This window comes from Niveispirillum fermenti (genome assembly GCF_048066175.1).
Classification (GTDB): Bacteria; Pseudomonadota; Alphaproteobacteria; order Azospirillales; family Azospirillaceae; genus Niveispirillum; species Niveispirillum fermenti.
Genome location: NZ_JBLTXA010000005.1, coordinates 190,161 through 209,383 on the forward strand (window position 1 = coordinate 190,161; position 19,223 = coordinate 209,383).

The 19,223-nt window shown below is 69.0% G+C and carries 7 protein-coding genes; 1 reads left to right on the top strand and 6 read right to left on the bottom strand.

Translation table 11 applies throughout. From position 1 onward, the window contains the following. Positions 1 to 47 precede the first annotated feature (47 nt). Complete coding sequence (locus tag ACM9LZ_RS07295; RefSeq protein ID WP_416618696.1) at positions 48 to 1,361, top strand: DUF3422 family protein; 1,314 nt, start codon at positions 48 to 50, stop codon at positions 1,359 to 1,361. A 10-nt stretch (positions 1,362 to 1,371) separates the two neighbouring features. Here ACM9LZ_RS07295 and ACM9LZ_RS07300 read toward each other — a convergent pair whose 3' ends face one another. The 6 genes from ACM9LZ_RS07300 to ACM9LZ_RS07325 all read right to left on the bottom strand — a co-directional run bounded on the left by ACM9LZ_RS07300 (position 1,372) and on the right by ACM9LZ_RS07325 (position 19,159). After that, positions 1,372 to 3,315 (bottom strand): CHASE2 domain-containing protein, encoded by a 1,944-nt coding sequence (locus tag ACM9LZ_RS07300; protein WP_416618697.1) that lies wholly within the window; start codon positions 3,313 to 3,315, stop codon positions 1,372 to 1,374. A gap of 113 nt (positions 3,316 to 3,428) precedes the next feature. Then, entirely contained in the window at positions 3,429 to 4,115 is a 687-nt protein-coding gene (locus ACM9LZ_RS07305) for a hypothetical protein (RefSeq protein ID WP_416618698.1), read from the bottom strand. A 5-nt stretch (positions 4,116 to 4,120) separates the two neighbouring features. Continuing rightward, complete coding sequence (locus ACM9LZ_RS07310; RefSeq protein ID WP_416618699.1) at positions 4,121 to 7,132, bottom strand: CHAT domain-containing tetratricopeptide repeat protein; 3,012 nt, start codon at positions 7,130 to 7,132, stop codon at positions 4,121 to 4,123. Continuing rightward, positions 7,132 to 16,404 carry an MBG domain-containing protein gene (locus ACM9LZ_RS07315; protein WP_416618700.1) on the bottom strand — a complete coding sequence of 3,091 codons (9,273 nt, stop codon included), beginning with the start codon at positions 16,402 to 16,404 and terminating at the stop codon, positions 7,132 to 7,134. Before ACM9LZ_RS07315 ends, ACM9LZ_RS07310 begins: the two co-directional genes overlap by 1 nt. Positions 16,405 to 16,422: 18 nt before the next feature. Next, positions 16,423 to 18,108 carry a ShlB/FhaC/HecB family hemolysin secretion/activation protein gene (locus ACM9LZ_RS07320; RefSeq protein ID WP_416618701.1) on the bottom strand — a complete coding sequence of 562 codons (1,686 nt, stop codon included), beginning with the start codon at positions 18,106 to 18,108 and terminating at the stop codon, positions 16,423 to 16,425. Positions 18,109 to 18,307: 199 nt separating this feature from the next. Continuing rightward, entirely contained in the window at positions 18,308 to 19,159 is an 852-nt protein-coding gene (locus ACM9LZ_RS07325; RefSeq protein WP_416618702.1) for an MBL fold metallo-hydrolase, read from the bottom strand. Between the last annotated feature and the right edge of the window lie 64 nt (positions 19,160 to 19,223).

The following is a 19,223-nucleotide window of genomic DNA, read 5'->3' on the forward strand; positions in this document are numbered from 1 at the left end:
CCCATGGCGCGCCCCTGGCCGTCACGGCATAGTCGGTTCCGGCCGCAATGATGAAGCAGGGGAACTTCATGGCGACGGGGGCAGAGGCGCGCGGCGAGGGGCGGGAACATCCCCAGCGTGTCCAGTTGAACGAGGAATTGCATGCGCGGCCGCATATGCGCGTCACGACGCCGGCCCGTCTGACACATATCGCGCACCTGACGGGCGAACTGGGGGCCGATCATGCCCACCTGCTGGACCTGTGCCGGGATGTGGGGCTGCCCCTGCCCGGCGCGGAACTGCGGCAGGTGCAGTTGCTGATCGATGGCCGTACCGTGAAATGGGAACGTCACACCGAATTCACGGCCATCACGGTCGCCGACATGGAACCGGTGGAAGGCGGCGACTGGTCGGCCCTGTCACCGCGCCTGACCGACTGGACATCGCGGCTGCCGGGATTGCGGCTGGTGGCCTGCCATCTGCGGCTGGAACCCGATACGGAACCCCGGCACGGCCCGGAAAGCCTGTCGGCCATCTTCCGGGGCGAATTGCAGGGCAGTGCCGTGGCGGGGGAGGAAGCCCTGGTCTGGACCGATTTCCGCCTGGGCGGCGATGGCTTCACCCGTATCCTGCTGCGCGACAAGGGCCTGTCGCCCAGCCATGCCGGCCGTGTCGTCCAGCGCCTGCTGGAGATCGAGACCTATCGCATGACGGCCCTGCTGGGCCTGCCCCTGGCGCGCGAGGCGGGGCCGGAGCTGGCCGCCCTTGAACAAAGGCTGGAAGGCATCGTGGCCCGCACGGCGACGGCCCGCGACATGGCGGAGGAACACGGCCTTCTGGACGCGCTGACCCGTCTGGCGGCAGAGGCGGAGGGCCTGTCGGCCCGCTGCCGCTACCGCTTCGGCGCCACGCAGGCCTATGCCGAACTGGTGGAGGAGCGGGTTCGGGAATTGCGGGAGGTGCGCATCCCCGGGCTGCAAAGGCTGGGCGTCTTCCTGGAACGCCGGTTCCGCCCGGCCGTCCGCACCTGCGAAGCGGTGGCGCGCCGTCAGGCCGAACTGGCGGCCGGCATCAGCCGGGCCAGCAGCCTGCTGCGCACGCGGGTCGATGTGCAGCGCGCCGAACAGAATGCGGAGATCCTGAGAAGCCTGGAGACCCGCGCCCGCACCCAGTTGCGTATCCAGGAGGCGGTGGAAGGCCTGTCGGTCTTCGCCATCTCCTATTATCTGCTGGGGCTGGTGAAATATGTGCTGGAGGGGGTGCCCGCCATCGGCGGCCTGCCGCCCAAGACCATGCTGACGGCCGTGGCCGTACCCACCATCCTGGCCGCCGTCTGGATCGGCGTGCGCCGGCTGCGTCGGGCCATGGCGGCGGGGGAATGAGGGCCAGCCGTCACTTGTCGCTCATGACCACCAGATCCCGCTGTCCGTCGGCTGCCAGCCGGTCACGGTGCATGACCGTCGGCCCGTCCTGCGGATGGGCCGACGCCAGATGCTGGAAGGCGGTGGCAGCACCGTCATCACCCGCCGCCATGCTTGCATAGGCGGCGCGGTATTCCCCGATGAACGGGCTGGCATCCTCGGCGGCGTCCAGCGGCTGGAACACCGCGATCGGTTCGCTCTTGCCCTTCAGCACCACGCGGCCGATGGGCCGGCGGGGGATGCCGGGGCAAAGGGCCGCGGTTGCCCCGCTCATGGCCACGCGCGTCCCGAAATATTTGTTCAGCCCCTCAAGCCGGGCCGCAATGTTCACGGCATCACCCAGGGCCGTATATTCGAAACGCGCATCGGACCCGAAATTGCCGACGCTGGCCGGGCCGGAATGCACACCGATGCGCGTGACGCCGAAGGGCCGGCCGGCCGCCGTTTCCGCCGCCAGAAATCCTTGCGCGAAACGGTCCAGTTCCAGCGCGCAGGCCGCCGCCCGCTCCGCATGGTCGGGCATGTCGCGCGGCGCCCCGAACAGGGCGAAGACCGCATCCCCGATGAACTTGTCCACCGTGCCGCCATGGGCGAACACCACCCGGACCATCCCGTCCAGGTAACGGTTCATGACATCGGCCAGGGTGGCTGCGTCCATCCCCTCCGAAATGGTGGTGAAGCCGGCCACGTCGGTGAAGACATAGCTCATTTCCCGCCTTTTCGGGTCGATGGACAGTTTGGACGGATCCTTGATCAACTCGTCCAGCAGGGCGGGCGACAGGTACTTGGCAAAGGCCGCCTGCACGAAACGGCGCTGGTCACGCTCCCGCCGGCCACGCCAGATATCGGTCAGCCACAGGCCCAGCAGCACCGACAGCGATGGTCCGATCTGTGGCAGCAGGATGTTGGCATGGGTGAAGGCGGGGCCGGCCAGCAGCCACAGCCCGCCGATCAGGCCCAGCCCCAGCAATGCCCGCAGCCATAGCGCGATCTCCACCATCCCCAGCGCAAGGCCCAGGCCGGATGCCAGCAGCCCCACGGCAATGGCCAGACCCAGACCCCTTTCCGGCGGCTGGCGCCCCTCCAGGATCTGTGACAGCGCATGGGCATGGATGGTGATGCCCGGCAACACCCCGTCATTGCCGGCATAGGCCGTGCGGAAGGGCGTGACATGCCGGTCGCGGTCGGACAGATCGGCCCCCACCAGCACGATGCGGTCCTTGAACCAGGTGGCCGGCAGCAGCGGCACGGCATGGGCCGGGAACTGGCGGAAAGGGGGTGTCGCGGCATCGGGCCGGCCGCGCCAGGCCAGGGCCACGGTTTCCCGCGGGGGCGCATATCCCAGCAGTTCGGCAAGGGCCGGGACCACGCCGGGCTGCCATTCCCCCTCCGGCGTGGGCTGGCCGGGGAATATCCAGCGTACGGTGCCGTCCAGGCTGTCCTTGACGAGATTGGCATATCCGCGCTTCTCCACCGGCACGAAGCCGTTGATGAAGGCCACCTGCCCTTCGGTCAGTCCCTCGGCGGCGCCGCCATGGCTGATGACCAGCGGCACCTTCAGCGCGCGGATCGTGTCATAGAGCGCCTGATCCTTGACAGGCTCCGTCGGCTGGTCCAGCAGCACGTCCAGCAGGATGGCCCTGGCGCCCTTGGCCTCCAGCCCGCGCAGCAGGTCCGACAGGAAGGCCCGGTCGACGGGCGACCGGTAGGCAAAGCGCGCCAGCGTCTCCTCGGTGATGGCGGCGATGACGATATCGGGCTGCTGCGGTGCGGCCGGGGTGCGCGTGGCGACCCGATGGTCGGCGACCCAGTTCTCGATCCCCTGCAGGAAGGGGGCGGCCCGCACCAGGGCGACGGGCAACAACCCGGCCACCAGCAGGATGGACAGGATGATCAGCAGCCTGCGGCTGTCCATGTCGGGTCCCCGTTCTACCACGCCATCCGTTCATGCCCGAACCGGCGGCGCTGCCTTTTCCCTTGTCCTCTCCCAGGAACCACCGGTGGGGGAACCCCGCCGGTGGCCGGGGATCACCCCTGCGCGCCGGCCAGGGCGCGGGCCTGGCGATCGCACTGCTTGGCCGCCAGCCAGCCCACGGTCATGGCCGGCGCCGTCACGGCCGGCGGCAGCAGGTGGAAGGTGACCGCGGCCGCATTGCCATCGATCTCGAACATCAGCGTGCCGCCATCCTGGATGGGCAACTCCGGCAGGGCCAGGCGCTGCTCGCCGGCCGGCCATTCGGCATTGGCCGTCCAGGCCCGGTCGGCCGGCATCAGGGTCAGCCCGGCGGGGCCGGCGGCATCGGCCCGCCACAGCACGATCTCCTGCCCCGGCCGGACACAGGCCGAACCGGAAATGGCGGGATCGACCAGCCAGGGTTCCGGCAGGGGAGCCTGCGGTCCCCCATCACGCACGGCACCCAGACTGGTCGTATCGGTGCCACGGGCCGACAGCAGGCCGGCAAGCTGCTGCGTGGCCCCCGTCCCGGCATCGGCCGGTGCGCCCGTGAAGGGCCCCCGCAGCGTGATCTGCGACCCGTCCTCCCCGATCAGCACCAGACGCGCGCCATCGGGCAGCGACAGGGCCGTCTTGTCGTCGATGGTGGCACCCGCCGCCAGATCGGTGCCCGATGCCTCCACCACCACAAGCGGGGCGGCAAGCGCGGACGGGACCAGCAGCAGGGCGGACAGGGCGAGCATGCAACGGATGGGGAACATGGGGATCAGGCTCCATTGCCGGGGGAAGGGGGTGCGCCCACCAGGGCGAAGGCGGCCCAATTGAAAGGATGCGCCGTTGCCGCATCGGATACCAGCAAACGTTGCGCCCGCGCCAGTGATAAGGCCGGGTCTGCATCCAATTGCGCGAACAGGCCCGTCATCAGCCGCACAGTGGGCCCCGACGGTACCTGCCAATGACTGACCAGCAGCGACCGGGCGCCCGCGAAGAAGAAGCTTTCTGCCAGACCGGACAGCGCCTCGCCCCCCAGCCTTGCGTCACCGCCGGCCGTGTTGCAGGCCGACAGCACCACCAGATCGGCGTTCAGGCGCAACAGCGCGATGTCGGACGCGGTCAATAACCCGTCATCGGCAGCACTGGCCGGCATATGGTCCGGCGGGGCCAGGGCCAGCCCGGGCTGCGACTGGCAGCGCAGTTCGCCCGGCAATAGCCCGTGCGTGGCGAAATAGACCACGCGATACTGGTCGAGCCCGCGTTCGCGCACAGCGGCCTTCGTGACCGCAGCGCCCGTGACCAGATCGCCCGGATCGGCACCCAACCGGCGCCCGACCTCACCGATCTCCCCCGCTGTTTCCGGCAGGGGGGCCAGGGCGCGCAGCAGGGCGGGATCCAGCACGGCATCGGTGCGGCACTCCTCCGCCAGAGCCGCCATCCCGGCCCCGTCGCGCCCCTGGAAGGGCGGCGCCGCGAAGCCGATGAAGGGCCGGGGAGCCGCCGGCCGCCGGCGGGCCCCGTCGGACAGGGCCAGGAAGGCCGGCACCGACGGCACCACCGACAGCGCCATTTCCCGCATCATCCAGGCCGCGGCCCGATAGTCGGGCCTGCCGGCCGCCGGAGGCGCCGTCACCAGCAGGGCGGGGGGCAGGCTGGCCAAGGCGGCAGAGGGCACCAGCGTCAGTTCCCGCACGCCGGCCAGCGCCTGCCCCGCCCCATCGAACAGCCGGCGATGGAGATCATATGACAAGGACAGGTCGAAAGGCGCCAGCACGCCGGCACGCGGCATCACCCCACGCCGAAGTTCCGCCACCATGGCCGTCAATTGCGCACGATCGATCGTGACCGGATACGCAACAATACTGTCATTGCGCAGCACGAAGCCAAAGGATGACGCGCTGCCAAAGGCGAACTGCACCAGCGCCGCGTCACCGGCCAGCCGGGCGGACACCGCATCGGCCGTCGCGGGCAGCGGCCGGCTCAACCGCGCATAGTCGGGAAAGGCGGCCTGAAGCTGGCGCTCCAGGCCGCGGGCCTCCTCCTCAGCCGCCCGCAACTGCTCCTGAAGCACCGCTTCGCGCGCCCGGTCACGCTGTGCGTCGGGCCTTGCCGTTTCCGCAGCGACCTCGATACGCAGCCGGTCGCGGGTGCGCACGGCATCCTGCTGGCGGCGGATCAGCTCGGCTACCGCCGGATCGCTGCTGGCGAAGCGGGTGGCGGCGCGGGTGACCGTCTGCCCCACCACGCCCTCCCGCACATTCTGCACGGCGGCGAACATCTGCGCCTGCAATGCCGCGCGGCGGGCCGGATCGGCCTGCGACTGGCGATACAGCACCGTCAGATAGGGCATGATCCGGTCCAGCGGCAACAGGCTGGGCCCGCCCTCCACATCCTGGATCATGGACAAAGCCTCGGCATAGATGGCGATGGCCGCATCGTCCGTTCCGCCCTGGGCATAGACGCGGCCCAGTTCCAACATGCTGGACGCCACCGGCCAGCCCGCTCCGAACAATTGCCGGTTCGACCCTACTGCGGTCGAGATCAGGGCGGCCCCGCCGGCCGCATCGCCCTTGCCGGCCCGGGCCAGTCCACGGATGCCCAGGATGCGGGCATGCCACCAGGGCGGCAGGCCGCGCGTGCGCTGATAAAGGTTCTCCGCCTCCAGCGCCGCCGCCTCGGCCAGCCCATATTGTTCAAGCCGTAGCGAAACCGTGGCTTCCAGCAGCAGCGAATGGATCAGGTCGCCACGGGCGGCCGCCAGGCTGCCCAGCACGGCACGGTTCGCCCCGCCGCCGGCCGCCGCCTCCAGATCGTCCACGATTCCGCGCCGCACGGCGCTGGCGTCCCGCCCCAGCGACAGGGCGCGGCGCGCATCGCCCGTGTTCGCGGCATGAAAGGCCATATAGCTGCCCAGGCGCGCACGGGCAGCCTTGTCGAAGCTTTTCTGCAGCAGCGCATCGGCACGGCGGAACAGGGCTTCCGCCTCCGGCCCACGTCCCTGGTTGGACACTTCCAGCGCCAGGGCCATCAGTGTCTCGCCGGCACCGGGACTGTCCGGCCCCAACGCGCGATCCTGTATCTCCAGGGCCCGGCGATAGGCCGTCTCCGCCCCGGCATAATCCTCCACGCTGTTGGACAGGCGGCCCAGTTCCGACAGCCGCTCGAACCCGTTCAAGTCACCCCGCCCGAACCTCAGCGCGTCATCGCCCAGCGCGGCCCGCAGCACGGCGGAAAGATCGGACACCCCGGCTCCTTCCGTGACCGGTCCGACCCCCAATACATGATAGACCTGCAAAAGCAGATCGGCCACGGCCGGGATACCATCGCCCTGCATCAGGCGCCGGCCCTTGGCCAGTGTCACACCGACATAGGGCCACCCCCCCTCGCGCAACTGGCAGGAGGCAAGCAGCCCCCGGCTGCCATCCGGTCCGGCGATGGGACGGGGCTCCTGGCAGATGGCCCGCTGAGCCAGCCCACCAGCCCAGGCCGTGCGTCCCGCCTCCAGAGCCAACTGTCGGTCCAGGGTCTCCCCACCCGCGGGCAGCGGGTCGTAAAGCTCCACGATGGCGATCGTGCCACTGGCCTGTTCCCAGGCGCCGCAGAACAGGGAATAGGCCCTGACACCGGCGTCGCTTTCAGCCGGGATGGCGCGGCATTCCTCGCCGATGGCATTGCGCCCCATGGCGATGGGGCCGGCGGCCGGCCCGGACGGCGCAGGTTCGCGTGTGGCGCAGGCCGACAGCATGAAGGCCAGCAACGGGAGAAGTGCCAGGGCGCGCCGCATCACCATACCCGTCCCAGGTTGGGGAACTGCTGTTCCAGGCCGGGTGTGCCGTCCGGCGTCTCGCCCGGCAGGCGCCGCTGCTGCGACAGAAGGCCGGGGATCATCTCTTCCGGTGCGGAATCATCATCCGCAGCCGACCCGCTGGCCGATTGCACGCTCTGGCTGGCCGCGGCCAGGGCGGCGGCCCCGGCATCCAGGCCAGGCGCCCCCGAGGCCGGGGAGGACGAGGCCGTTGCCGCAGGTGGCGCGGCCGGGGCCGCCGGCACGACGGGAGCCGCCACGGCCATACCGGTCAGGCCAGGTGTCTGCGGCGGTTGGGTGATGGTGGTGACAGGCACCTTTTCGGCCAGGGCTGGTGGCAGAACGCCGCCACCGGTCACGGTCAAGGTGCCATCAACATAGGTGACGAGATAGTTTCCGTTCGTGATGCCGCCCGCCCGGATGCCATAGGCACCGGCGGTGGCACCGGCATCGGCCGTGCTGGTGATGGTCAGGCCCGTCAGGCTGGCCGCCGTATCGCCATTGACCAGCCCCTCGTACCGCGCCGTGAACACCGGATTGGCCGTCCCCGCCTGCCGGGTCGCATTGTCGACCAGCACGGTCAGGGCCACAGGCGCGATGGTCAGTTCCGCCCCCTGGAACAGGATGCGATAATTGGCATTGGCCACCAGCGAGCCCTGGGTGATGGCATAGCGGCCCGCATCGCCGCCCGCCGCACGCGACAGCGTACCCGACAGCACGGATGCTGCGCTGTCCTGCCGCCTGAATCCGCTGGCCGTGAACGCCAGCGCAGGGTCTGGCGCGCCATAAAGCCGGCTGGCCGCCTGCGCCGTGATGGTCAGCAGGGCCGGATCGATCGTCAATCGCCCACCCGTAAAGGTCAGTTCGTAATTGCCACCCGCCGTCAGGCTGCCCTGGGTAATGGCATAGGAACCGGCATTCTCCCCCACCTCCCGCGACAGGGCACCCGACAGGCTGTCCCCATTCTTCAGACCGGACACCTGATAGGTCAGGGCCGGATCGGCATCGCCATAGACCTTGCCGGCTGACAGGGCGCTGATGGTCAGCGCCGCCGGGGTGATGGTCAGTGTACCGCTCGTGAAGGTCAGTTCGTAATTGCCACCCGCCGTCAGGCTGCCCTGGGTAATGGCATAGGAACCGGCATTCTCCCCCACCTCCCGCGACAGGGCACCCGACAGGGCGTCCCCGTTCTTCAGGCCGGACACCTGATAGGTCAGGGCCGGATCGGCGTCGCCATAGATCTTGGTCGCGGCGGCAACATTGATGGTAAGGGGGGCCGGGGTGATCTCCAGGCTGCCATCGATGAAGGTCACGATGTAATTGCCACCCGCCGTCAGGCTGCCCTGAGTGACGGCGTAGGTCCCCACATTCTCCCCCACCTCCCGCGACAGGGCGCCCGACAGGCTGTCCCCGGCCACCAGGCCCGAAACGCTGTAGGCCAGGTCCGGATCGGCGTCGCCATAGACCCTGGTCAGGGCGGAGGCGGTGACGGTCAGGGTGGCGGGATCGATGGTCAGCGCGCCGCCGGTGAAGCTGAGCGTATAGTTCGGCCCCCCCGTCAGGTCGCCCTGACCGACGGCATAAGTGCCCACATTCTCCCCCACCTCCCGTGACAGGGCACCCGACAGGCTGTCCCCGGCCACCAGGCCCGAAACGCTGTAGGTCAGGGTCGGGTCGCCCGTGCCATAGGTCTTGGTCAGCCTGTCGGCCGTCACCGTCAGGGCGGCGGGGCTGATGGTCAGGGTGCTGCCGGTGAAGGACAAGGTGTAGTTGGCATTGGCCGTCAGATCGCCCTGGGTGACGGCATAGGTGCCGGCATCACGCCCGCCCGCCCAGGCCAGGGCACCCGACAGCACGGCCCCGCCCGTGTCGCCGCGCCGCAGCCCGTCCACACGATAGCTGAGTTCGGGCACGGCACGGCCATAGACCATTGCCGCCGGCAATGCGGTCACCAGCAGCGGCGCCGGCGTGATGGTCAGCACCCCGGCATCCAGCGTCAGGGTGTAATTCCCCCCCGCCGTCAGGCTGCCCTGCGTGATGGCATAGGTGCCGGCATCCTCTCCCGCCTCCCGCGCCAGGGCGCCCGACAGGCTGTCCCCCGCCACCAGCCCCGATACGCTGTAGGCCAGGTTCGGATCATTGTCGCCATAGACCTTGGTGACCGACGGCGCCGTGATGGTCAGCGCGGCCGGCGTAATGGTCAGTTCCGCACCGGTGAAGTTCAGGACGTAATTGCCACTGGCCGCCAGCGACCCCTGTATGATGGCATAGGTACCGACATTCCCGCCTTCCACCCGGACCAGCCCGCCCGTCAGCGTGTCGCCATTCACTAGGCCCGTGACGCTGTAGGTCAGGTCCGGATCGACGGTGCCATAGATTCTGGTCCGCGCGTCGGCCGTGACCGTCAGTTGCGCGGGATCGACGGTCAGGGTGCCCGCCACCGTGGTGCCCAGCGTATAATTGGCGGCATCGGCCCCGGTGATGGCGATGATGTCCTGGATATAGGAACCTGCGCCCAGGGTGGGGCCCGGCGTCACGGCCCCGCCCCCGCCGCTGACCTGGACCGTGCCCAGCACCTCGTCCCCCGTCAGCACACCGGTCAGGATGCCGGCACCGGCCGCCATGCCCTGGCCATAGGTGCCGGTGACGGCCGTGACGGTGCCTGTGATCGTCTTGCGGGCCACGGTCAGGGTGCCGGTGCTGTTGCCGGTGGCCGCGATCTCGTAATTGCCGGCCGCGGTCCCCGTCAGCCCGCCCACGGCCACGGTGTAACTGCCGGCATTCAGCCGTTCGCCCAGCGTGGCACCCGACAGTTCGGCCGTGCCCGCCACCACGTCACCCGACAGCACCCCCGTGAGCGTGACATCCCCAAGCGTGGCCAGCGTGCCATAGGTGGAACCGGTATCGGCCACGGCATAGGTCAGGCTTTTGCGTGCGATCGTCAGGATGCCCGTGCTGTTGCCCGTGGCCGCGAACGTATAGTTGGCGGCATCCGCCCCCGCCAGCGTTCCCGCCTCCTGGATATAGGTGCCGGCCGCCAGACGTTCGGCCAGGACCGCACCCGACAGGGTGGCACCGGCCGTCACGCTGTCGCCATCGACGATGCCCGTCAATGTGACGCCACCCAGCGTGGCCAGGGTGCCATAAACGGAACCCGCTGCCGCCACGGTATAGGTCAACGGCTTGGGCGCGATGGTCAGGATCCCGTCGCTGTTGCCGGACAGCGCGATGGTGTAGTTGGCGGCATCCGCCCCGCCCAGTCCCGTCACCTTCTGCGTCAGCGTGCCGACGGGCGTGCGCGCAACCGGCGTCACGGCACCGTCGGAACCATGCGTCGTGACCGTGCCGGTCACCACATCGCCATCGACCACACCCGTCAGCGTCGCGCTCCCGTTGCCCGCAACGGTGCCATAGACGGCATTCACATTCGCCACGGCATAGGTCAATGCCCGGCGATCGATGGTCAGCGTGCCCGTGCCATAGCTGAAACCATAGCCGAGATCGGACAGCAGGGTGCCAGCCCCGGCCGTCAGCGTATAGCTGCCGGCACCGCTGCCGGCCCCGGTGATGCTGGCTGTGCCGCTGACTGCCTGGGAAAGCAGGTCGCCCGATACCAGGCCGGTGACCGTATAGGTCAGGCCCGGCACAGTGCCGTCATAGGTGTGCGTCTTGTTGTCGGGCGTCACCGTCAGCACGGGGGCATAGGTATAGACGAAGCGGTTGCCGCTGTTGCTGATGGCGGCAAAGTCGCGACCCGTGAAATCGAAGCTCCGGTTATAAAGCGGCAGGGCGGATACGCCCCCCGTGCTGCTGGTCGACGGTGCCGCGGAAAAGACCAGGAACCGCCCTCCACCCGAAACGGCAAGGGCGCCGGCGCCGGCATTGTTGATGAAGTTGCCATTGGCGGCCAGGACCAGCGCATCGCCCGTCCCGACGGCCGACACGAGAGCCCCGTTTGCGATGGTCAGGGCGCCACCGGTGCTGATCTTCACGGTTCCCGTGGCGGTGACGCCGGTCAACGATCCGACGGTACCGATCGCCACAGCCCCCGAAAGACCGACATCGACCAGCCCCGTACTGGCGGCCAGCACCCCCACGGCATTGGCCGCATGGGCCAGCCGGTAGGTGCCACCCGCGCCGGTCAGTGCCAGTCCCGCAGCACTGATCGCAGCCGTTTGCGTCACAGTTCCTGCGGATATGAACGTGACCGATCCCGATCCAGAACCAACTCCGGTCACGGAATCAATGATGGAAACGGAAAACCCGTCTGCATCACGGAAAGTCAGCCCGCCACTGGTCAGGCTGGCGGCAAGGTTGGTGACATCGTTGCCCGCATTGTCCAGCACGACAGTACCGGCCGCCGTCACGGCCAGGTTGGTCACGGTGAGGGCGGCCGTCTGGCTGATCCCGCTGCCGCTGCGCAGATGCAGCGTGCCGCTTCCCGTGGGCGCCATGGCGGCACTGATGACAATGGCACCGGCCGCCGCGTCGCCGATGCGGATCGTGCCGGCCGTCACCCGGTTCATCTCGGCCGCGGAAATGTCCAGCGTGGTGGTGGACGGGCCCGTCGACCCCAGATCAATCCCGCGCCCCGCCGTCTTCACCGACAAGGTGGCGGTGCCTGTGCCGGCATCCACACTGCCCGTCAAATCCAGCTTGTCGGTGATGAGGCTGATGGATTGGTTCTGTGTGGTGATGGCCCCGGAAATGGTCAACAGTCCGGCCGTGTCCAGTGCGATGGCACCCGCATCCACGCCGCTGCCGGTCGCCAGGGGGCCGGCAATGGTGATGCCGCCCGTACCGGACAGGATGGTCAGGTTGTTCTTGAGGCCGGCACCGGCCACGGTAACGGTCCCCGTCCCGTCGGACCGGCCGATGGTGACCCCGGAGAAGCCGGCCTTCGTGCCCACGCCGGCCCGGATGGCATCCAGATCGCCTTGCTCCAGTTCCAGATCGGCACCGCCGGCCACCCCGTCGCCGACGGCGATGCTGGCGCCGGTGCCGTTGGTGCGCAGGGTCAGCGTGCCGGTGCCGTTGATGCTGATGGCGGTGCCGCCGGACCCGTTGGTCAGAGCCATGTCGTCGGCGGTCAGCGTGACAGCGCCGCCATAGGCGCTGACCCCGTCCCAGCCGATATGCGCGCGGCTGTAATCGCTGCCCGACACGAAGGCGCCGATACGGCCGGCCGTGCCCGTAGCGGTCAGCGACACGCCCCCCCCACCCGTGGAATAGATGGCGCTGGCAGCCGTGGGGTCGTTGCGCAGCAGCACACCATAGCGGGCCGTGCCCGCCGTCGCCTGTTCGCCATTGATGGCCAGGGCCCCCGTGGCCGTGCGGATCGTGCTGCCATCGCCAATGGCCACACCCGCCGTCAGCGCGTTGCCGGCGCCACCCTTGCCGTTCAGGGTGATGGTTCCGGTGCCGGCGGCAATAAGGCTGCTGCCGGAAACGTTGATGCCGATGCCGGCGGCGGTGTTGACGCCGGACGGCGCACCATCGCCATTGACCAGGATATGGCCGCCGGTTCCGGCGTTCAGGATGCTACCGGTGATGTTGACGCCGATGCCGGTCGCCGCGCCGCCAACGGCCGCGCGGGTGGCCGGCGTGGCACCGCTGCCGATGGTGATGTTGCCGCCATTGCTGGACAATGTGGCACCAGTGACCGTCACCTGGCCGGGGGAACCCGCCTGATTGCCGTCGGCAGCCAGCACGATATTCAGCCGGCCGGATCCCGACACCCCGATATTGGCCGCAACGGCGACATCGATATGACTGGACAGGGTGAGCGTGCCGGTTCCCGTCCCGGCATAGGTCGCAGCCTGGCCCAGCGTGACCAGCGCATCCAGTGCATAGAGGCTGACGCTGCCGGTAAATGTGATGCCCGTCGTGTCGCGTACCGTTCCCACCGTCAGGGACGGGCTCGACCGGAAATCGATGCTGCCTGTGTTGCCGGCCAGGGTCGTGACCGCGTTGGACCCATGGGTCAGCGTATAGGTCCCGCCGGCACCCAGCAGCGCCAGGTTGGCGACGCCGATGGCCGCCGTCTGCGTCACGTTGCCGGCGCTGGCCAGTTCGATCATGTCGCCGGCATGGTTCAGCGTACTGGTGATGGTGATGCCGGCCGTATTGCTCATCGATCCCAGGCGCACGACACCGGCCGAGATCTGGGCCAGTTCGGCGATCGACACGGCCATCTTGCCGGCCCCGGCCCCCGTGGCGCCGATATCCATGGCCCGGCTGTCGGAATATTGCCGCAGCCAGACGCGCCCCGTGCTGGTGACGCTGCTGCCCGTCAGCGCGATATCGTCACCCGACAGGGTGATGCTGCCGGCCCCGGCATTCAGCGTGCTGCCATCCAGCGTCACGGATGTGCGGCCGGCCATGTCGATATAGCCGCCGCCGCTGACGAAGCTGCCCGTGCCCGTGGCGCTGAACTGGCCCGCCGTGCCGTGATGGCCGGCCTCAAATGCCATATGGACGGCGCCGCCGGACGCCGTGACGCCGATCCCGCTCCCGAAGGTCAGGTCGCCCTTGGCCCGCAGGGTGAGCAACGGAAAGCTGCTGGTCGTGCCGGTCTTGGCGATGCCGCTGGACACCACCATGCCGCCACCGCTGGTCAGCGTGATGCTTCTGCCGGCATTCAGCACCGCCACAGCCAGGGAGGCGATGTCGGCACCGATATTCAGCGTCTGCGCCGACAGTTCCAGCGTGCCGACATTTGCCGGGCTGAAACTGGCCGAGGCGCTGATGGTGCCGCTGGTCGCCGAACCGATGACCAGCGTGCCGGCCGTGACGCGGTTCAGCTCGGTCTGCGTCAGGCCCAGCGGACCCGCCGCATTATCCGACCCACCGATGACGATGGCCGTGCCCGCCGTCCCGGGTCGCAGCACGGCGGTGCCCGTCGTCTGGATGCTGATACCACCCAGATCGGTGCCGTCCGATACGATCTCCACCTGTCCCGACTGGCCCGCCCCGCCCAGCATGGCACTGCCATCACGTTCGTTGGCAATGCCGATGCTGCCCGCTCCCCCCTTGGCGGTTACGGTCACGGCGCCGCTGCCGGCGCGCACAGCATAGCCGTCATAGATCATGACGCCATAATTCAGGCCGCCACTGCTACCGCCGCCAGCACCGGTCACGCTTATGGCGCCACCATTGCTCGTGATCGCCCGCGTCCCGCCATCACCATGCAATTCGATGCCATAAGCGGCGCCGGCGCCAGAAACCGATGTGCCGGTCAGGGAGATGGCAGCCGCGCCGGTGGCCGTCACGGACAGGTTAATGGCACGCAGGCCGATCGTGTGATCATTGCTGCTGCCGGCACCCGACATGCCCGTCAGGGTGACGGTGCCGGTCTGCGTCTGGATATGGTTATGCCCGCTGCCTTCGAAATTCAGGCCGGCGCCCTGCCCCCCTGTCCCGGTCAGCGTGATGGCGCCATAGGTGGATTGCAGCACCGTGCCGTCGGCGATGCGGATGCCTGACCCGCCGGCGCCCGTGGCCGCCGTACCCGTCAGGGTGATGGCGCCGGCACCGCTGTTCAGGCTGACGCCGGACAGGTCGATCCCCGTGATCGCGCCAGCGCGGCCATAACCGGTGAAACTGATCGTGCCACCATTGCTGGCGAAGCTTTCCGTTCCCGTCGCGGCACTGACGATGCGGCCCGCACCGGTGCCGTACCCCGCCTGGAAATCGATGTTCAGCGCCCCGGCACTGCTGCTCACCCCCGCCCCGGCCCCGATCACGATGTCGCGGCCGGCCCGCAGGGTGAAGCTGGCGCCGGCGCCGCCGGTCTTGTCGATGCTGCTGGAAAGCGTGATGTCCTGGCTGGCCGACAAGGTGACGCTGGTACCGGTGTTCAGCAGGGCGGCGACGGCCGCCGCCGTGATGTAGCTGTCGGCACCGGCGTAATCGGTCACGCTGTCCAGGTCGCCTGCCCCCGACAGGTCGTCACCCTGCGTCCCATCGCCATTGATGTCGGCCGTGCCGCCGATCACGATGTTGGTGGGGTCCAGCAACAGGGTGCCGGCCCGCCCGCCGGCCCCGGCCGTCAGATCGGCCGTGCCGGCGAAGCGCAGGCTGCCCTTGCCCGATACTTCGGCGAACCCGCCATCACCGCCATCGGCCCCGCGAGCGCTGATGGAACCGGCATAATCGGTACGCCCGTCGGACCAGACGATGATACGGCCGCCATCGCCCGTGCCGACAGCGTCGGCCGTGATCCGGCTGCCGGCGTCGATACGGGTCGACCGGGCGCGGTGCAGGTCGCCGCCCCCCTGATAGTCGCCGCCGATGCGCACGGTACCGCCGCCACCCTGTCCGCCGGCATCGATACCGGCCCCGGCCAGTTCCACCCGGTCGCCCAGAATGTCGATGGCACCATTCCGGGCCGTCAGGTCGCCCGTCACCAGCGTCTGGGTGCCTTCGCCGCCAATGATGATGCGGCCATCCACCTCCTGCGCCGACACCGCCTCCACCAGCCCGCCGGCATTGATGGTCGCTGCCATGCCGTCACGTGCCGCCTGCGCCGTCATCAGGACGCGGGTGCCCGCCAGCGTGCCGTCATTGACGACACGGCCCGCCATTTCAGCCGGCAGTTCGAACCGCAACAGCCCGTCGCCGGCCAGATCCAGGGTGAAGTGCTCCACCCCGGCCAGCACGACACGTCCCAGTCGCGCCTCCACCAGACCCCGGTTCTCCACGATGGCGGCGGCCAGCGCGGCATAGCCGCCTTCCGCCACCCGGATGGTTCCTTCGTTGACGATTGCGGCCCCGGCGACCCCCGCCTTGCCGAACAGCAAGCGGCCGGCGGCGAAGTCGGCATTGTCGATGTCGGATGTGGTGGCCAGGAAGGACCCGGCATCGATGCGGGCACCACGGCCGATGATGATGCCGGCCTTGTCGATCACCACCACCTGGCCGTTGGCCGTCAGCGATCCGTCGATGCGGGTGCCCGCCCCGCCGCCGGTGACACGGTTGACCAGCAGGGAACCGGCACCCGGCTGGGTCACGATGACGGACTGGTCACGGCCAATGTCGAAACTGCGCCAGTCGATCAGGGCGCGGTCGGTGGTCTGGTTGATCAGGGTATTGCCGGCCTGCTGGCTGATGCCGGCGCCGCCCACCACGACATTGCCCCCCGTCGGGGCCTGCTGCGCCGCCGCCGGCAGGGTGAAGACGGAGGCGAGCGTCAGGGCGCGGAACCCCCGCGCCCAACGCCTGCCCGACCCTGTCCCCGCCCGTCCGGCCATCGTCCCTTCCCCCTGTTCCTATATCTGCACGGTCAGTTCCACGAACAGCCGCGTGCGCCGGGCATCGGCACCCGGCAGGGGCAAGGCGCGCAAGGTGCGGGCCAGTTCCGCCGTCACGGCCGCCTTGCCGAACAGGCCCAGCCGAAGCCCGCCGCCGGCCGACAGCAGATGGGTGCTGGCCGCCACGCTGTCCCACACCCGCCCGCTATCCAGGAAGCCATACAGGCTCACCCCGTCGACATGGCGGATGCCGGGATCGAATCCGCGCCGCAGTTCCAGCCCGCCGCCGATGCCGTTGGGTCCGGACAGGTCGCCGCCATTGTAACCGCGCCCGAACCGGGCGCCGCCCAGCGCGAACTCCTCCCCCGCCACCAGCGTGTCGGGCGTGTACTGCCCGGCTACTGTCAGGGTGCCCCCGATCCCTTCAAGCAGCCGGAAACCATAGGCCAGTTCCCCCGTCACCTTGGTATACCAGGGATCAACCCCCAGGCGGGACGCCTGCAGATCGTCGCGCCCTGTGGCACCGGCGACATCCAGTCCCTGTGTCACCCCGGCCTGCACCTGGATATCACCACCCAGGAAACCTTGCTGGCTGTATGTGACACGGGCATCCAGGCTGCGCCAATTGTCACGGCTGAACGGAAGGGCCAGCAGTTCCACGCGGGCACGCTGCGCATTCCACCCTGCCTCCAGCGTCAGATTGCGGGCGCGAGAGCGGATGACGGGCAGCGACAGGCGCTGACCGGCGCCATAGGAGGTGGTGGCCACGGCGAAAGGCTTCAGGGCCGCGCCGGGCCGGCCACGGCTGTAATTGCCACTGGTCAGCAGCGACAGGCCGCTGCCCGCCAGGGGCTGCACCCACCGGCCGTTGGCCGAGCGCTGCTCGGAAAATTGCGGTGTGGCCGACAGGGTGACGCCCAGCTGCTCCCCATGGCCGAAGGGCGAATTGGCCGCGACATCGATGAAGCCGGACCAGGGGCCGGCAAATTCCGAGCCGCGATTGCCGATGCCCGCCACCAGCGCATAGGGTATCTCGCTGTAGCCGACCAGCAGTTCGGCGGCCCCGAAACTGTCGCCCGGCCGGATCAGGCCCGTGACATTGACACCGGGCAGGTCATCGACCAGCAGCAGGCCGCGTTCGATCAGGTCCACGCGCGCCGGCCGGGCGGCCAGCGCATCGGCCAGGCGCGCTTCCACCCGCGCCCGTTCACGCGGGCCACCGCCTTCCACCCGCGCCCGTTCCAGATGGCCCTCGATCACCCGGATGGTGATGGTGCGGTCGCGCAGTTCCTGCGCGGGCACGAAAACGCGGGTCAGTCCCAGGCCCATGGCCAGATAGCGGGCCTGGATACGGTCCGCCAGGGCGGCGATGTCGGCCAGCGTCACGGGCTTTGCGATCAGCGCCTCGATATCCGCGGCGAACACAGCCTCGGGGTCGAACACGCTCGCCCCGTCCACGGCGATGCGGGACAGCTCGAACCGCAGGTCGTTGGCACCGGCCGCCGTCGCGCCGCGCCGCTGGGCCGGGATGGAGAATTGAAGCTGCGCCTTGGGCGCACGGCGCATTTCCTCCAGCGGTGCCGGGATGGTCGGCCGGCCGGGCTCCACCGCGCCGGGCAACCGGTCCGGCACACCCTGCGCCGCCGCCCCGGTCGATGCCAGGGCCGCGGCCACGCCCCATGATACTGTCCTGAACCGCATCATCCCCTGGCCATCCCGCGACTACCGCCAATGGTTTAAGCCGGCCGCCCCCCCGGAAGCCAGTATTTTATCAAATGAGGGGCCGGTTGCGGTAATAGGCTGGACCGGGCGCAAAGCTCTCAGGCATCGCAAATCTCGCTTCCACACCATTAAGTTTAAAATATAATAAAAAATAACAACCTTTATTGCCTGCCCTTGGGTGTCACAGCACCTCGCCATCCGGCGTGATGACCTGCCCCTCGCGCGCGACAAGGGCGCCGGGATGCCGGGCGCGGGCCGCCGCGGCGATGCCGTCCAGCATATCGTCGGTGCGTTCGGGGGCATGATGGAAGATCACGGGATGGCGGACCCCGGCGTAATCGGCCAGACGCAGCGCCTCCTCCCAGGTGGAATGCCCCCACCCGACATGCTCGGCATAATCGGCATCGCTGTAGGTTGCGTCATAGATCATGACGTCGGCGCCGCGCACAAGGTCGGCGATGGTCTCGTCCCGGCCCAGGGCGGGATGTTCGGTATCGGTGATCAGGCAGATGCTGCGCCCGGCATAATCGACCCGATATCCCGTGCCGCCATTGGGATGGTTCAGCGGACAGGTGCGCACGATCAGGCCGGGCCGGGGCTCCAGCACCTGCCCGGCCGTGAACTTGCGATAATCCATGCAGCGTTCCAGCCCGCGCAGCGGCACGGGAAACAGCGGCGCCGTCATCAGGCAGCCCAAAACACCGCCCAGGGTCAGGTCAGGCCCCAGATGGCCTTCCCACAGGCTGATGCGGCTACGCTTGTCATGGAACGGCGCGAAGAAGGGAAAGCCGACCACATGATCGATATGCGTATGGGTGAAGAACAGGTCGGCCGTGGTGGGGTCGCCCACCGCCTCCAGCGCCGCCCCCAGCAGGCGGATCCCCGTGCCGGCATCGAAGATCAGCAGGTGCGGCCCGCACCGCATCTCCAGGCAGGTGGTATTGCCGCCATAGCGCAAGGTGTCGGGGCCCGTGGTGGCGATGCTTCCCCGCACGCCCCAGAAACGCACATGGAATGGATGATCGTCCGTCATGTTCCGCCGTTGATCCGCCCCTGCCCCGCTGGATCGATCGCGGACCCAACCCGGGCACTTTCAG

Coding starts and splice junctions, on each gene's coding strand:
- ACM9LZ_RS07295 (WP_416618696.1), top strand. CDS start 48: ATGATGAAGCAGGGGAACTTCATGGCGACGGGGGCAGAGGCGCGCGGC.
- ACM9LZ_RS07300 (WP_416618697.1), bottom strand. CDS start 3,315: ATGGACAGCCGCAGGCTGCTGATCATCCTGTCCATCCTGCTGGTGGCC.
- ACM9LZ_RS07305 (WP_416618698.1), bottom strand. CDS start 4,115: ATGTTCCCCATCCGTTGCATGCTCGCCCTGTCCGCCCTGCTGCTGGTC.
- ACM9LZ_RS07310 (WP_416618699.1), bottom strand. CDS start 7,132: ATGCGGCGCGCCCTGGCACTTCTCCCGTTGCTGGCCTTCATGCTGTCG.
- ACM9LZ_RS07315 (WP_416618700.1), bottom strand. CDS start 16,404: ATGGCCGGACGGGCGGGGACAGGGTCGGGCAGGCGTTGGGCGCGGGGG.
- ACM9LZ_RS07320 (WP_416618701.1), bottom strand. CDS start 18,108: ATGATGCGGTTCAGGACAGTATCATGGGGCGTGGCCGCGGCCCTGGCA.
- ACM9LZ_RS07325 (WP_416618702.1), bottom strand. CDS start 19,159: ATGACGGACGATCATCCATTCCATGTGCGTTTCTGGGGCGTGCGGGGA.